12 protein-coding genes, 2 tRNA genes and 1 other annotated feature (2 of these 15 only partly in view) are annotated in these 16,954 nt (G+C 35.8%); of the genes, 12 read left to right on the top strand and 2 right to left on the bottom strand.

All coding sequences use genetic code 11. The features are described from left to right. A tRNA-Thr gene (locus tag IGJ11_RS10515) sits at positions 1–34 on the bottom strand (it extends 39 nt beyond the left edge of the window). A gap of 206 nt (positions 35–240) precedes the next feature. On the opposite strand from IGJ11_RS10515, the gene IGJ11_RS10510 reads away from it, so the two are divergent. The 4 genes from IGJ11_RS10510 to IGJ11_RS10495 all read left to right on the top strand — a co-directional run bounded on the left by IGJ11_RS10510 (position 241) and on the right by IGJ11_RS10495 (position 3,697). Further along, a tRNA-Asn gene (locus IGJ11_RS10510) sits at positions 241–314 on the top strand. A 185-nt stretch (positions 315–499) separates the two neighbouring features. Beyond that, positions 500–1,828 (top strand): aminopeptidase C, encoded by a 1,329-nt coding sequence (locus IGJ11_RS10505; protein WP_053765753.1) that lies wholly within the window; start codon positions 500–502, stop codon positions 1,826–1,828. Between the two features lie 282 nt (positions 1,829–2,110). Beyond that, positions 2,111–2,944, top strand: coding sequence for a fructosamine kinase family protein (locus tag IGJ11_RS10500; protein WP_207431748.1), 834 nt, complete (start codon positions 2,111–2,113; stop codon positions 2,942–2,944). Between the two features lie 15 nt (positions 2,945–2,959). Further along, a complete protein-coding gene (locus tag IGJ11_RS10495; RefSeq protein ID WP_128427371.1) occupies positions 2,960–3,697 on the top strand; it encodes an acyl-ACP thioesterase domain-containing protein in 738 nt (245 codons plus the stop codon). A gap of 495 nt (positions 3,698–4,192) precedes the next feature. On the opposite strand, the gene IGJ11_RS10490 is transcribed toward IGJ11_RS10495, so the two are convergent. After that, the gene (locus tag IGJ11_RS10490) at positions 4,193–5,161 is read right to left on the bottom strand and encodes an asparaginase (RefSeq protein ID WP_010718737.1); all 969 of its coding nucleotides are present in this window, start codon (positions 5,159–5,161) and stop codon (positions 4,193–4,195) included. Positions 5,162–5,316: 155 nt separating this feature from the next. Between IGJ11_RS10490 and IGJ11_RS10485 the strand changes: the two genes are divergently transcribed. From IGJ11_RS10485 to IGJ11_RS10450, 8 genes are all read left to right on the top strand, one after another. Further along, positions 5,317–6,150, top strand: a complete 834-nt coding sequence (locus IGJ11_RS10485; protein WP_207431747.1) for a DUF72 domain-containing protein — start codon at positions 5,317–5,319, stop codon at positions 6,148–6,150. 14 nt (positions 6,151–6,164) lie between these two features. Further along, positions 6,165–7,004: a Cof-type HAD-IIB family hydrolase gene (locus IGJ11_RS10480; RefSeq protein WP_251850082.1), complete on the top strand. Its 840-nt coding sequence runs from the start codon at positions 6,165–6,167 to the stop codon at positions 7,002–7,004. Between the two features lie 64 nt (positions 7,005–7,068). Continuing rightward, positions 7,069–7,599: a haloacid dehalogenase gene (locus IGJ11_RS10475; RefSeq protein WP_034698938.1), complete on the top strand. Its 531-nt coding sequence runs from the start codon at positions 7,069–7,071 to the stop codon at positions 7,597–7,599. A gap of 222 nt (positions 7,600–7,821) precedes the next feature. After that, positions 7,822–9,543 (top strand): septation ring formation regulator EzrA, encoded by a 1,722-nt coding sequence (locus tag IGJ11_RS10470; protein WP_010718733.1) that lies wholly within the window; start codon positions 7,822–7,824, stop codon positions 9,541–9,543. A 156-nt stretch (positions 9,544–9,699) separates the two neighbouring features. Beyond that, positions 9,700–10,842 (top strand): cysteine desulfurase family protein, encoded by a 1,143-nt coding sequence (locus IGJ11_RS10465; protein ID WP_010738070.1) that lies wholly within the window; start codon positions 9,700–9,702, stop codon positions 10,840–10,842. A gap of 18 nt (positions 10,843–10,860) precedes the next feature. Continuing rightward, positions 10,861–12,072, top strand: a complete 1,212-nt coding sequence (thiI, locus tag IGJ11_RS10460; RefSeq protein ID WP_010718731.1) for a tRNA uracil 4-sulfurtransferase ThiI — start codon at positions 10,861–10,863, stop codon at positions 12,070–12,072. Positions 12,073–12,298: 226 nt separating this feature from the next. Continuing rightward, the gene (locus IGJ11_RS10455; protein ID WP_010718730.1) at positions 12,299–12,946 is read left to right on the top strand and encodes a redox-sensing transcriptional repressor Rex; all 648 of its coding nucleotides are present in this window, start codon (positions 12,299–12,301) and stop codon (positions 12,944–12,946) included. A 424-nt stretch (positions 12,947–13,370) separates the two neighbouring features. Further along, on the top strand, positions 13,371–16,754 hold the full coding sequence (locus IGJ11_RS10450; protein ID WP_207431745.1) for a hypothetical protein: 3,384 nt from the start codon (positions 13,371–13,373) through the stop codon (positions 16,752–16,754). A gap of 137 nt (positions 16,755–16,891) precedes the next feature. Then, positions 16,892–16,954, top strand: a binding site (T-box leader) (it continues 178 nt past the right edge of the window).

The raw sequence follows: 16,954 nt of genomic DNA, 5'->3' as shown, positions 1-16,954 counted from the left end.
CATGGAAGCGCTCTACCAACTGAGCTAAAGCGGCATGATTTCTTAATACAAGTAATAGAATAACGAAAATAATCAATTTTGTCAATATCTAAAACAAAAAAAATTTGGTTTCATAGGATGATCATTCTAAATTGTATAAATAACAAAATTTGGGCAGTGATTTTTGTGAAAAAACAAAAAAATATGTAAAAAAGTATTGCGTTATTTAAGATAAATTGATATTATATACATGTACTTGATTCCGGCATAGCTCAGTTGGTAGTAGCGCATGACTGTTAATCATGATGTCGTAGGTTCGAGTCCTACTGCCGGAGTACTTCAACCACAGCTTAGAGGCTGTGGTTTTTTTGTTATTCTCAAAAACTTTTGAGAATAACAAAAAAGGGTTGTCGTGAGGGGGATTCAGTCGATTTGTTGTAACGATTAAAAGTGAGTCGTTGTATTTCAAACCACTTAAGGGTAGAATTAAAGATATATTTTTGATTGGAAGGATGATTGGATGAAAGCTATTACACCTGAAATGACGAAAAAATTTGCAAAAGGTTTTGAAGAAAACAACAAGCAACAAGCTCTACAAAGAGCGGTAGTAAAAAATGGGATCACCGCTTCTGCTGAAAATGTGGCTGCCCATGTCTCTAATACACCGGTTTTTTCAATTGATTTAACAACGGGAAAGGTTTCAAATCAGAAACAATCTGGTCGTTGCTGGATGTTTGCAGCATTAAATACTTTCCGACATAAATTGCTCAATCAATTCCATTTGAAAGAATTTGAATTATCACAAAACTATACGTTTTTCTGGGACAAATATGAAAAAGCTAATTATTTTTATGAAAATATTATCGCAACAGGGAATGATGCCTTAGATAGCCGAAAAGTAGCCTTTTTATTAACAACCCCACAACAAGATGGCGGACAATGGGATATGATTGTTTCCCTCTTCCAGAAATATGGTGTAGTTCCTAAATCTGTTATGCCAGAAAGTGCAAATAGTTCAAATTCACGAGATTTAAATAATTACTTGAATAAATTGTTGCGTAAAGATGCGACGGTCTTACGTGAAATGATTGCCGGTGGTGAAACTGCTGAAGCGATTCAAGCAAAAAAAGAGGAAATGCTAGAAGGAATCTATCAATTTTTAGCCATCTCCTTAGGAACACCACCAAAAGAATTTGATTTTGAATACCGTGACGAAGAAAACAATTATCATATTGACCAACAGCTTACACCTCAACTCTTTTATGATAAATATATTGGTGTAAAACTAGATGATTACGTTAGCATCATCAATGCACCGACAAAAGACAAACCTTTTGATCGTTCTTACACTGTAGAAATGTTAGGTAATGTGGTTGGCGGGAAAGAAGTTCGTTACTTGAACGTAGATATGTCAACGTTTAAACAGTTGGCTATTGCCCAACTGGAACAAGGAGAGTCCGTTTGGTTTGGTTGTGATGTTGGACAATCTTCAACTAGAGATAGTGGGGTCATGGCACTGGATGTTTACGACATGGATGACTTATTCGATGTAGATTTTACGATGACTAAAGCACAACGTTTAGATTATGGTGAAAGCTTAATGACCCACGCGATGGTATTGACGGGAGTCGATCTTGTTGATGGGAAATCAACGAAATGGAAAGTCGAAAATAGCTGGGGAGAAAAAGTTGGCAATAAAGGATTTTTTGTAATGAGTGACGATTGGATGAACGAATACACGTATCAAATCGTTGTTCGCAAAGATTTGTTGTCGAAAGAGCAACTCCAAGCCTTCAATGAAGAACCAATCGTTTTAGCTCCTTGGGATCCAATGGGCGCATTGGCTTAAAAAACTGATTCTACTCAAAGTATGAAGAAAATAGACGAATTGGTGTCTCAGATTACTGAAAAAGAAAGTAAATGAGGGATTGAAAGAAAGACGAGGTTAGTCTTCGAAATTAGTAGGGTTGCTAATTTTGAAAGAAGCCTCTCTTTTTTTGTCTATAAATATGAGCAATGGGCTTTTACTGTTGAACAAAGAGTTACTAGACTCATTTTCTTTGTTTTAGATTCTCTGTGATATAATGATAGCTAACAAATAGGTTGGAAAAGCATGTGAGGAGGAGTAGAGATGAATATTCAGTCGGTGTTAGCAGAAATCCAATTAGAAGGCAAAGTGATACCTATCACTGGTGGGGACGTTAATCAAACGTATCGAATTGAAGAGCAAAATAAATCATATTTCTTAAAGCTTCATCCTAATATTGGAAAGTCTTTTTTTGAAGCGGAAGTGGATGGGTTAAAAGAACTAGCTCCCTACGTTCGAGTACCTGAAACTTACATGCTGGGTGAACAAAAAGATGGTGCCTATCTTTTGATGGAATGGATCGAACCTGGCAAAGGAGATCAAAAAGATCTAGCCGTTTCTTTGGCGAAATTGCACAAGGTAACCGCTCCTCAATTTGGGTATCGAAAGGATAACTATTTAGGGACCGTTTCGCAATTCAATCACGTGGAAGAAGATTGGTGGCTTTTCTTCTTCAAAAATCGTCTAGAAAGTCAAATTGCTTTGGCAAAAAAAAACAACCATTGGAATCAAAACCGCCAAGAAACATTTATTTCTTTTAAGCAATACGTGTTAGAAAACTTTAGTGATAAAAAGATTGTCCCTAGCCTCTTGCATGGCGACTTGTGGAGTGGTAATGTGTTCTTTGATCAGCAAGGAGAACCAGTCTTCGTTGATCCAGCCGTTTCTTACGGTGATCGTGAGCAGGACATAGCTATGAGCCAGCTGTTTGGTGGGTTTCGTCCAGAGTTTTTACAAAGTTATCAAATGGTCTATCCTTTGGAAAAAAATTGGGAAAAGCGATTGCCGATTTACCAGTTATATTATTTGTTAGCCCATCTAAATATGTTTGGGGAAAGTTATGGTTCACAAGTGGATCAATTATTAGCGAAAAGATAAGAGGAGGGTGTTTTTTTGGCAAAGAGATATACAAAAAAACATGAAGTTTCATATTATGAATGTGACATTAATCAGACCATGACATTTCCATCAATGTTAGGAATCGTGATCAAGACATCGGAAGATCAAAGTGATGCGCTTGATCGTGGTAGTAAATTTGTCAATAGTTTTGGACTGACTTGGGTCATTACCAATTATTCAATGACAATCACTCGTTTGCCAAAAGTAGGAGAGACGATTTCTATAACAACACAAGCCATGGAGTACAATAAATTCTTTTGTTATCGTAATTTTTGGATTCATGATGAAGAAGGCACAGAACTGGTGAAAATAGAATCAGTTTTTGTATTAATGGATTTTGTGAATCGGAAAATGAGTAGTGTCAATGAGGAAATTATTGCGCCGTTTGAAAGCGAAAAAATCAAAAAAATCAAACGGCAAGAAAAAATAGAAAAGATCGAATCGGGCATGATGTTACCTTATCGCGTGCGTTTCTATGATATCGATAGTAACCAACATGTGAACAATGCCATGTATTTCAACTGGATTATTGATGTCTTAGGCTATGATTTCTTGACGACACATGTACCAGAAAAAGTTTTGATCCGTTTTGACAAAGAAGTGGAATATGGAAATGAAATTGAAAGTCATTATGAACAAGTAGAGATGGAACATGGTGTGAAAACAAGACATGAAATCAGAATGCAAGAACAACTCTATTGTGAAGCAAATATCACTTGGAAAAATAAATAAACTGCTAATAGCAAACGATGTTCCAATCGGAAAGAGGTTGTCGCAGAAGTGTCTAGCTCTGGGAAATAAGCAGGAACAACAAGGGAAAAAAGGGACTGAGACAAAAGTTGTCTCAGTCTCTTCTAGTATCTCTAAAAACGAATAAACGGTGAGACAAAAGTAGCATCTTCGGAAATAAGCCGAAATTTACCAAAAATTTGAGAAGCAATTTTCGGAAATTCCTTCTTATTTCTTGATGCTGAACACTTTTGTCTCAACCTCTTTTTTGATTGATTGCCGAAGTGCTGAATAATAAAGAATTCTTTAGGTGTTCATACTTTTGGACATTCTAACATGGAAATAAGACTTTTGGATATCCAGTAATAGGTAAGGATCGATAACCTTCCATGATTGAAAAAAGAATGCGCAAAATTGGTTCAATTGCTAAACGAACTCTGGATTTTTTTAGAACGGAATTTTAATGTCAGGAATTTTCGTATGTGATTTAGCTATAACTTATTGAGTAATAAACGAAATCAATGATTGATCTTTTAACCCGTGGTTCAAGGCAATCAGTAGTTTGATGCGAGCTTTTTGGCTATTGATGCTATTACAAAAAATAATCCCCATGTTTGCTAATTCTTTTCCGCCACCCTCGTAGTCATAAACAGGTTCTGCTATCCCATTAAAACACCGGGAAACTAAGACCACTGGGATTTTTTGTACTAATAATTTTTTCAAAGCTGTTACAGCTTGGGGTGGTAAATTGCCAGCTCCTAAAGCTTCGATTACTAGGCCATCTACTTTGGTATGGGCGATAGCTTCTAATAGGTCACCTTGCATCCCTGCATAAGCCTTAACGATTGGGATCGTACCATTGACTGAAGTGATATCTAAGCGTGTAGTTTCTAGTAATTCTTGCATAAATAAGATCCGATGTTTTGTTACTAGACCAATTGGACCTAATGTGGGTGTACGAAAAGTGGCAACATTTGTCGTGTGGGTTTTGGTCACGTAACGCGCGGAGTGGATCTCATCGTTCATTACGACCAATACACCTTTTCCATTTGCTTCCTTACAACTAGCCACTCGAATAGCACTCTCGAAATTGTACAGCCCATCGCTCCCTAATTCGTTGCTGGATCGCATAGCGCCAGTTAGTACGATCGGCAGTTTATCTCCAATCGTCGTGTCTAAGAAAAAGGCGGTTTCTTCTAACGTATCTGTTCCATGAGTGATTACAACACCGTCAAACCCCAAATGATAGGCTTCATTAATCCGATTTTTTAAAATTAACATATGTTTAGGCATGATATGAGGTGAAGGAAGATTAAAGATATCTTCTATTACTAAATCAACATCTTCTGGAATTTCAATTTCAGCATCTAGCAAAGGATTCACAACATCAGGACTCACTCCACCAGTTAAAAGATTTTCTCTCATGGCAATCGTTCCGCCAGTGTGTAAAATTAGAATTTTTTTCATTTTTTTTCGGACTTCCTTACATATAATTTTGCATAGGCTTTAACGCTTATTGTATACTATATGAAAGAGTTTTGCTATCCGTGGCATTGAGCAATGAGTAGTAAATCTCACTATACATAGTTGATTTTTGGATGGAAAAGCAAAGGTGGCTTGAAATGATACGAATCGGATTAACCTCATTTAAAGAACATGATAAATTGACTGGAAAAAAGAATAACACACTTTATGAGTATGCTAGATATTTGCCATTAGTGGAGCTTGATACAGCTTACTATGGAATCCCAAGACGAACTTCGGTAGAAAAATGGGTGCAAGAGGTTCCAAATGATTTTCGTTTTGTTGTTAAGGCGTATCAAGGGATTAGTGGTCAAGGAGACTGGGAAAAATATTATCAAACAGAAGAAGAAATGATTGCTAAATTTCTGGAAGTAATGAAACCAATGAGTGATGCGAACAAGCTTTTTTGTTTTTTAGTCCAATTTCCAGCTTCCTTTAAATGCACCAAGGAAAGTGTACAATACTTACGTAAGCTTCGAAAATGGTTTGCTGGCTATCCGGTAGCAATCGAACTTCGGGACTTTTCATGGTACAGTGAGGAATTCGTTGAGCGCACGAGAAGCTTCATGACTCGAGCAGAATTTTCTTTGGCAGTAATTGATGAACCACAGTTGTTAAACACAACAGTTCCTTTTGACCCATTCATCACGAATCCAGACTTTGCTCTTTTCAGGTTTCACGGAAGAAATGATCAAGGTTGGCAGGCCAATGATAAAGATTGGCGTAAAAAAAGAACTCTTTATCGCTATTCTGAGCAGGAACTGAGAGAACTAGCAACTGCTATTGACTCTGTTAGCTCAAAAACGAAAGAAATCGGAATTATCTTTAACAACAATTCTGGTGGAGATGCTGCAGAAAATGCGTTAGCTTTACAAAAAATATTAAAAATAAAACCGGAAGGCTTAAACCCACAACAAATGGATTTATTTTAGAGAGGGAGCGTTGAATGATCAAAGCAATTTTTTTTGATATTGATGGCACATTAGTCAACGACCGTTCAAAAGCACTTGCTTCGACTAAACGTGCGATTAGCTATGCTAGAAAAAATGGGATATTGTGTGGTGTAGCAACTGGGCGGAGTCCAGTTAAAATCAAAGAAGTGATTGATGAATTGGAATTAGATATGTATGTTGTCTATAATGGACAATTGGTATTTACTGCCGAACGAACGATTGTAGATCAACCATTTGATCAAGTCGTTTTAAGTAAGATCGTGGAATATGCTGATAAGAACCATCGCCAGATCATTTTTGGTGGACGAGATCAACTAGCTGGTTCGACCACGATGCTATTAGGACAGTCGATTTTGATCAAACGTTTAGTTAGTTTATTACCAAAAAAATTTCCCGTTCGATTGATGAAAAAAGGACTGCAAATTTTTAGCCCACATCGGCAGAAAAAGCGATATGAAGCACTGGAGATTCTTGATGAGCCAATTTACCAATGTATTTTATTGAGTCAGGAATCAGAACAAGAAAAATTAGAAGAGCGGTTCCCGGAGTGCAGCTTTCAACGGTCCAATGCGTATACCGTTGATATCATTCCAAAAGGTGGCTCAAAGCTTTCAGGAATTGCAGCCTTTGCCAAAGACATGGGGATCGAAATGACCGAGATCATGGCATTTGGTGATCATTATAACGACATCGAGATGTTGGAAGGTGTCGGAATCGGGGTTGCTATGGGGAATGCTCAAAAAGAAGTTAAGCAAGCTGCTGATTATGTGACGGATAACAATGAAAAAGACGGAATTTATCAAGGACTGAAGCATTATGGTTTGATTTACTAAAATAGTTGATAGACTAGACTTCAGTAAAAATGTTAAGAGAAGTAAGAAAAGAAGGTAGAAAAAGATGTCTGAGAAAACACCCTTTCAACAAGTAGAGGAGTTTCATAAAATTTTTGACCCTCGTTCACCTGATGTACCGACTGCATTTTCGAAACAAGCAGCCATTTATCGTGCAGAATTTAAAATCGAAGAATTAGTCGAATTGATTGCGGCCAATTGTCAGGGAGATCAGGAACAATTACACGAAGGAGTAACAGCTCTTCACGAAGCATTAGAGAAAGCAGAACAAAAAATGTTGACTAAAAAAGAATGGGGACAAGCACCTTTGATCGAGCAAGTCGATGCTTTAACCGATCTTTTATATTTTACTTATGGTTCTTTTTCATTATTGGGTGTTGATCCTACGAAGATATTTGAGATCGTTCACCAAGCAAACATGGGGAAATTATTCCCAGATGGTAAACCACATTATCATCCGGTCACGAATAAGGTATTAAAACCTGATAACTGGGAAGAGCAGTGTGCCCCTGAACCTAAGATCGCCAAAGAAATTCAACGGCAAATCGCCCAAGCGACTCGAAAGAAACAGTCTTGAATAGACGAAACAAACCAAAATAAACCGGCGTTTCATACTGGTTATGCTATTTTCTAGGTAGGAATAAAAGATTTTCGATGAAGTTAGTGAATGCTTAAAAATTGTGTGTTATAATTTACAATAGATGTCTTTTGCACGGAAGACGTATTTATTGTTTTATGCACACAAATTATTTAACTAAGCATAAAAAATAGATGCATATTGAAAACGGAGGTACCTTAAATGGGAAATAATGTTATCATCGGAATCGTCATAGCAATCATTATAGTCGCCCTAGTCGTCTTTTTGGTTAGTTACTATATGAAGAAAAAAAACCAAGATCGATTGGACGCCTTGGAAAAGCGCAAGGAAGAATTATTCGACTTGCCTGTGATTGAAGAAGTCGATGATGTTAAAAAAATGCATCTGGTGGGGCAAAGCCAAAATACCTTTCGTGAATGGAGTCAAAAATGGAATGACATATCCACTTCCTCGTTTGCTGAGTTAGAAAGTCAAATTTTTGAAGTAGAAAATCTTAATGAGAGTTTCCGATTTTTAAAAGGTAAAAAAGCTGTGATCGAAGCAGAAAAAACCATGGACCAAATGGAAAAGAAAGTTTCTGAGATTCGTGATGGACTAAAAGAGTTACGTGAAACAGAAGAACGTAATTCACTAGCGGTTCAGCAAGCTTTGGATGTCTATGAAGAACTGAAAGAAACAATCAGAGAAGATGAGCAAGAATACGGTCCTGCGTTTCCTGAATTACAAAAGCAAGTCAAGATGATCGAAAATGAATTCACGCAATTTGTTGCATTGAATACTTCAGGTGATCCTGTTGAAGCTCGAGAAGTTTTGGATAAAGCAGAAAAACATACGTATGAAGTTGAAGCTTTGATGAAAAAAGTTCCGCCGCTATTTGAAGATTTGAACACTACTTTCCCAGAACAACTGGAAGAAATCCAGCAAACTTATGAAAAATTGATGCAGGAACAATATGTTTTCCCAGAAGAAGATCTTGTTGGTGAGATTGAAAAAGTAAGCCATCGTATTGAAAGTTCATTAGCAAATCTTGAAAAAACAGAAGTTGAAACGGTTGAATTTGAGAATCGTGAAACTGCTAGTATGATTGATTCGCTCTACGACATTCTAGAGCGGGAAATGGAAGCCCAAAATTATGTCACAACCAATCAAGCAACCATTGAACAATACATCAAACATGCCACGAAAAACAATCGTCAATTATTGATTGAGTTAGATCATACTGCTCAAAGTTATGCGTTGAATCATAATGAAATTGGTCGAGTACGCGGATTCCAAACAGAAGTGGAAGAAATCGAACGTCAAAACGAACAGATGAAACCACAAATCCAGCAACACTTGCTACCATATTCTGAAGTACGGACTTTCTATAAAAAAGTATTCAAAGTTTTAGAAGATATCGAAAACCAACAAGTTGAAATCGATGACTCACTACACGAGTTAAGAAAAGGTGAAAAAGAAGCGCAAGAAAAAATCGATACTTTCGAATTTAAATTGCGTAATTTGAAACGTTTTGTGGAACAACAACGTTTGCCTGGTCTACCAAATGATTATTTAGAATTTTTCTTTGTGGCAACTGATCGGATTGAAGAGCTAAGTATCGTGCTAAATAAAATCAGAGTCAATATGGAAGAAGTCAATCGCTTAGTTACGTTATGTGAAGAAGATTTAGACTTACTTGATAAGAAAACGCATGATTTAGTGGATGCTGCAGCACTGACAGAACAAATGCTACAGTATGCAAATCGTTATCGCCACACACATGAAGAAATCAGAGAAGCAATTGATAAAAGTTATTACTTATTCAATAAGGAACATCATTATCAAGAAGCTTTGGACGAGATCGGTACAGCACTCGAACGTGTTGAACCTGGTGCTTTCAAGCGAATTGAAGATTTTTATTTTAAGAATCCTGATTTAGTTTAATAAAACTAACTAAAAAGGCAACACTGGTCAATCCACCAAGTGTTGTCTTTTTTTCGTGTTCAATTGCACGAAACTTTCTGAAAAAACAACCTCCTCTTGAAAGCAATTGGGACAACCGTTATAATAGTAAAGAATTTCAAAAAAGAGGGGTTTCTTATGATATATTTTGATAATAGTGCGACAACCCCAATCTTTCCGCAAAGTTTAGATGCCTATATAAAGACAAGTCAGCGGATTATTGGGAATCCGTCAAGTTTGCATGATTTAGGCAATCAAGCAAACCGTTTGTTACAACAAGCTAGAAAACAAATTGCTGAGCTGATCACTGTTACTCCAGATGAAATTTATTTTACTTCTGGTGGGACAGAAGGCGATAATTGGGTACTTAAAGGGACGATGATTGAAAAACGTGAATATGGAAACCACATGATCATCTCTGGGATAGAACATCCTGCTGTAAGTGAAACAGCTGAACAACTTAAATCTCTAGGGGTAGAAGTTAGTATAGCGCCAGTAAATAATCAAGGATTTGTCATTGTTGATGAATTGAAGAAACTAATTCGTAAAGACACGGTATTGGTTTCAATCATGGCAGTCAATAACGAAATTGGATCAATCCAACCAATTTTAGAAATCAGTGAGTTGCTAAAAGAATACCCTAAAATCCATTTTCATGTGGATGCTGTGCAAGCAATCGGAAAAGTTTCTTTATCTGAATGGCTGACCGAAAGAGTTGATTTTGCGACGTTTTCAGCTCATAAATTTCATGGACCACGTGGTATAGGTTTTATTTATTGGAAGAAGGGACGACGTTTAGCACCGCTTCTTAATGGCGGTGGCCAAGAAAAAAATCAACGAAGTGGAACAGAAAATGTTCCTGCGATTGTCGCAATGGCGAAAGCCTTACGAATTGCACTGGATCGAAAACTTCAAAAGCCAGATCACACCAAACATTTAAAAGAGGCATTGATCAACGCTTTGAAAGCCTATGAAAAAGTGACTATTTTTTCAGAGGGAGAAGATTATGCACCACATATCTTATGTTTTTCACTCAAAGGGATTCGAGGAGAAGTCCTTGTTCATGCGTTAGAAGAAAAACAAATATTTATTTCTACAACTAGTGCTTGTTCTTCTCGTAAACACCTTGCAAGTAGCACGTTGCATGCCATGCATGTGCCTGATGATTTAGCTACGTCAGCTGTTCGCATTAGTTTAGATGAAAGTAATTCTATGGCAGAAGTAGAACAATTTATGATCATTTTTAAACAATTATATAAGAAATTTTCAACCATCAATTAATCAATAAGGAGTGTTTTTGTGAAATATAGTGAAATCATGGTCCGCTATGGTGAACTGTCAACAAAAGGAAAAAACCGTAAAAGTTTTATTATGCAACTTGCTCAAAATGTTCGTCAAGCATTGAGTGATTTTCCCGAAATCAAGATCCATGCTGATCGTGACCGGATGCACCTACTGTTAAATGGTGCTGATAGTGCATTAGTTATACCTAAATTGGCTAAAATTTTCGGTATCCAAAATTTCTCACCAAGTATTCGAATCGAAAAAGATGTTCAAAAGTTAAAAGATGCAGTTCAAGCTATCATGAAAGAAGTCTATACAGGAAAAGAAACCTTTAAAATTATTGCGAAACGTAGTGACCACGACTTTGAATTAACAAGTAATGAATTAAATCAAACGTTAGGAAATGCGGTGGTAGATATCTTCCCTGATATAGAAGCACAAATGCGTAAACCAGATATTCCACTACGGGTAGAAATCCGTCGAGATGCTGCTTACCTATCCTATGAAACGATTAAAGGAGCAGGCGGATTGCCAGTGGGAACGAGTGGTAAAGGCATGTTGATGTTGTCTGGTGGAATCGACTCACCTGTGGCTGGTTACTTTGCCATGAAGCGTGGTGTCGAAATTGAAGCGGTCCACTTTGCTAGTCCACCTTACACGAGTGAGCAGGCATTGCAAAAAGCAAAAGATTTAACAGCAAAATTGACTCCTTATGTCGGTAAAATTGAGTTTATCGAGGTACCGTTTACTGAGATCCAAGAAGAAATCAAGAAAAACATTCCGCAAGGGTACTGGATGACGATTACTCGACGGATGATGCTGCGATTAACGGATGAGATCCGCCGATTACGCCATGGGTTGATTATCCTTAACGGGGAGTCTTTAGGACAAGTAGCTTCCCAGACCTTACAAAGCATGGTTGCTATCAATGAAGTAACGAATACGCCTATCATTCGTCCAGTTGCTACGATGGATAAATTAGAAATCATTGAAGTAGCTGAACAAATCGATACCTTTGAGCTTTCAGTCCAACCATTTGAAGATTGCTGTACGATTTTTGCCCCACCTCAACCAAAGACTCGACCACGCCTTGATAAAGTTCATCAATACGAAGAACGTTTACCAATCGAAGAAATGATCGAACGAGCTCTTTCTGGTTTAAAAATGGAAACGATCCATACAGCTACCGAAGCTGAACAAGTAGAAGAATTTGCTGATTTGTTATAAGAGTCTTGAAATTATCGTGGAGCTTTGACAAGAATAAGAAAGTAGATTGAACCGTTTTTTTATGTTTAATAAAACAGACTTTAAAAACATTACTTTTTATTTGTTCTTACACTTATTTAAGAGTCTGGGGTCAATCCCAGACTCTTTTTTATGTTCCCTACTGTTGCTCTAGGAGAGGATAAATGATAAACTGACTATGTGAAGAAATTAACAAAGGAGTTTGAAGATGGGAGAAAAAATAGCGGTTTTACCAAAAGCAACAGCTAAAAGACTACCTTTATATTTACGTTATTTAAAAATGCTCAATGATTCAGGTGTGAAGCGGATTAAATCAAATGAATTTAGTCAAATCACCCAAGTACCTTCTGCGTCGATCCGTAGAGATTTTTCATATTTAGGGGAGTTGGGGCGCAGTGGCTATGGTTATGAAGTGCCTTATCTGATCGAAGTATTTGATCGGATCTTAAAGACGGAAGAGGAAAAACGAATTGCCTTAGTTGGGTATGGAAATCTAGGGAAAGCTTTAAAGCACAATAATTTTAGAAGAAATGAGAATTTGAATATCGTCTGTGTATTTGACAATGACCCTAAAATCGTCAACCAAGAAATCGATGGTCAATTCATTTATCCAATCGAACAGTTTGGCGAAATCGTCAAAAAAGAAAAAGTAACAGTTGCGATTTCAACGGTTCCAAGTAAACACTCCCAGTCAGCAATCGATGAAATCGTGAAAGGTGGCGTATCAGCGATCTTAAACTTTGCTCCTGACCGAGTGATCGTACCCAAGCATGTGAATATTCAATACATTGATTTGACGACAGAATTGCAAACGCTTATATTTTTTAACGAGAAATATTCAGAAGTTTTTTTATGACAATCCATAGTTTTAGCGCTTAGAGCCAATGTTTCTAAGCGTTTTTTTATAACGCATGTTTATATATATTTTTGTTTGTTTACAATCATAATACTGATATAATAGCTTTCAGTTCATTGTATCATCGTGTGCAGGGGTTATAAAATAACTGTTTTTTTTGAAAGAAGAAACCTTTTTTTAGTAGTGAATGACAGTAATAAAGATGAATGCAATGGATAGAATCACTGTTGTAAGAAAAAAGTTAACCTGAAGGAGGCGGTTATGAAACAAGTTGGAGTAAAAAATACTAATGAAGTTTAAGATTTGATTGAATGTACATAAAAGTAACAATCCTTAATTCTTATGATTTAGGCTAGATATGAATGTCTAGCAAAACAGACAAGCCACGGATGCCATAACGAAAAAAATGTAAAGGATGGTAAAAATGAATCAAGAGAAGGTAAAAAATACAATTCTTATGGAAATGGAACGGTTTTCGGACAAAACAAGTGAAGGATACCACCAAATGAAAGCAGTGCTGAATAAATTCCCTTACAAAATAACTGCAGACTATCAGCAATTACTGGATACATTAAGGGGGGGGACGGTAATTAACAGATTTGACACTCTTGATGAGCTGATAATAATGCTGCAACAAGAGAGAGTAATAACGAGAGAGATCGTGGAATCTTGTCTCTATTTTCAACAAAATTCTGATAATGTAATAAATCAGATTCATCTTTTTGATCTTCTAATGGTTCCAACTAGAAATCTGACAGAACAGCTAAACTTATTAAAATCTTTAACTAATAGTTTATCTATGGATGGTGAGAAATTTTTTCATCATAAAGTTTTGATTAGGATTAATAAAATGGAATTATTGACAGATGTAATCGAGAAACAAATTAAAGAGATATGTATAGAATTACAATATGGCATGGACTCAGCTAAAGTCAAAGAGGATATTTTAGCTCGTACATTTGAACTATTAAACGAGGGCAGTGTAAAATATCAACAATTAGTCAATATGGAGCTAGATTATGAAGAAGGATGTAGAGAAATCGTAATTGATGGATTTTTTGAAACGATGAATAGATCTCCTAAGAATAATGAGTATAAATGGTTTTTTGACTTTTTGAGAGAAGATAAAATAATTTCTAAACTTCTCCAAAGAAAGAATTTATCAGAAGCTGAAAAAAAAACATATATTTCTATAGCTACAAATCATAGTGATTCGCCGTTTATTGGTAATAGCATTCCATATTTTAAAAAAATAAATATAAAAGAAAGTACCATAATCACAAAAAAAAGACTTCTTGATCAAGAGCTCGTTTATTTGATTGCTAAAGAAGTAACCCCAGAGTTGGCTGTAAAGTATGATGAAATATTAAGAGGAGAAGAACAAGGAACAGTTGAGTTGATGACACAAATTTATGTTGAGGCTCAGTCCACATTAGTAAAAGAGTCTGTTAGACAACATGTCAATACTTCCTTCAAAGAAACGGACCGTTTAGAATTTTATAAAAAAAGTATCATCGAAAAACTAAAAAAAGAAAATCGATCAGATTTAGGGGATAAATTAGAAGATTTATTGAATGGTGGGGCAAAAATAGACCGATTTGATAGATCCTATAGATTATTGAATTCTCCAGAGTCGAAAAAACAGTTATCCTATTTAGGGAGACTTGTTTTTGGTGAAAATCAATGGCACAAATTTGAAACAGTTCAGGCATTTAAAGAAGAATTAAAGGAGACAGAAGCAAAAAAAAATAGTTCCTTATCGGAAATGATGAAAAAAGATCTGAGTGAAATCGAAAATCAGCGACACATGAATGGACTTCGATCAATTGATAATAAACTGGAGAACAATGACTATCTCAAACAATTAAAACCCGAGCAGATCGCAACGATTATGCTTCAGTTAAAAGTTAATTACCCAAACTGGACGGAAAAAAACTTTGAACAAGTCAATAATCAATTAAGCACTTATTTAAATGAAGAGGATAAGATTCAAACAAACAAAATTTTGAATGAAAAAGAAGTGATCTTAAGAATATCCGCAATAAGCATGGAAATGGGAGAAAAAGCACAAACTATAATACTTGCCCCTACTGATAAAATAAAAGGTCTTGATATAGTGGGGGAAGTAAGAAAAGATTTAAAAAAACAAAAAGTAGATTACCTTTTTCCTATAATACTGGAAACGATTAATCATACACTAAGTGAAGAAGGAATTGATTGTTCGAATCGTTCGGATAGGGAAAAAGCATTAAATCTATTACAAGATTATCAGACAAAAAAAGAACTACTTCCAAAAATCGAAGAAGCACTCCAGCAAAAAAAGGAGGGAGAGACTTTATCAACAGTCATTTATTCTGTAATGAGTAGAGAATGGGGAAATTCAAGTGATGTAACTGATTTAAAAAAAAGGTTTGGGGATGACGGAGAAGGACTATTAAAGGAAACCAAGGACCTTTCACAAGCTGAGTCTCTCCTTCAATCAATTAAAGAAGCACTTCGTTCACGAAATATTAATTTTACTGAATCGGATGTCATCAATTGGACGGAAAAATGTTTATCAATGGATGAAAAAAAGCGGCAAAGGGAATCCCAAGTTGTAATAAATAAGATTAAAAATAGTTTATTGAAGATAAAAAATAAAAAAAATACAAAACAAGTGAGAGTCAATAAAGTAATTGAGACGTTTCAAAAAGATTTAAATAATAAAAAAGAAGAAATTAAAAAACAAATAAAATATAGTGTGATTGAGGTGTACGAATTTAGAGATGATCGACTTAGTATAGAGGAGCAATTTTCAAATATCCTTAATCAAAAAAAAGAGATACAACATTTTATACATACATATCCCAAATTAAAAAGTGTCATTGACGAGTGTAGCAAACAAATTCCTTTAGTTTCTGTTGATCTTAAGATGGTAACGACTAAAGAAGTTGAGAGTAACAATAATAAATATTTTAACAATCTTAATAAGGTGCTGACTCCATTCGAAAGGGAGTGGTGGCAACAGGAAATCGATAAGATTAAGCAGTTTATAAATACTTACGTAAGTCCGAAAAACCTATTAGTGTCTGATGTGAATCGACAGATTGAAGAATTACTAATCAAGGATGAGCATTGTTGTTCTCAGGTTGTTTTGTCTTTCTTGGTATATTCATCTGGTGTATCTAAAAATTTAAATCCTAAATACACGGCAGGGTATCTTAATAAAGACTCAGAACACCAACAGAATCGAGGGAAAATTAAAAGATTAGTTGAGAGTTTCGAGGAATTACACTCACATAGACAGGAAATGAAGCAACTTAAAGAACTGAATATAGATGTTGAAGCAACTCCAATGCCCCAGGGAACAAGTAATCAATCTCTAATAAGTAATTCAGTAAAGGAACCAGAGAGAAAAAAGGAGCAACCTAAAGAAAAGTCTGAAGGTATTGAACCAACATTAACACCTCTCGGAATCAGTAATCACTCTCTAACAGATAAACAAACCAAAACGCCCCTTGTAATAAAAAATCAAACATTCGAGGAGCAAATGAATCAGTCTACAAATGTGGCTGATAGTCTAAATCAAGAGAAGTCCGCTGGTATTCAACCAACACCAATTCCCAAGGAAATCAGGGATCAATCTCTAACAAGTAAATCACCTCAAACGGCTAATAGTCACCCTGTAATAAAAATTCAAACACTAGAGGAGCGAATGAATCAGTCTACAAATAAGGCTAATAATCTAAATGAAATGAAGGAAGCAGGAAAAAATCAGCCTTCTGTAAGAAATTTAAAAAATTTCTTTGAACAGTCACGTTCTGAATAAGCAAACATTGTCACTACTGCTTATTGTTTAGTTAATTATTTATAATAGGCGAATCATAAGCCTGAAGAGGTACTATTTAGGGAAATACGATTCTTACCGTCTTTTATTGACTTTAAAATTGAACCATTGTAAAATGAGGCATGACGTTGATCAAGAGGAGTAACTAGTTACAGCCTTTTAGAGAGAGAACGAGATGGTGA

The sequence above is a fragment of the Enterococcus sp. DIV0691 genome, from assembly GCF_051711145.1.
GTDB classification, from domain to species: domain Bacteria; phylum Bacillota; class Bacilli; order Lactobacillales; family Enterococcaceae; genus Enterococcus_B; species Enterococcus_B hirae.
This window is presented reverse-complemented; position numbering and strand designations above follow the sequence as displayed.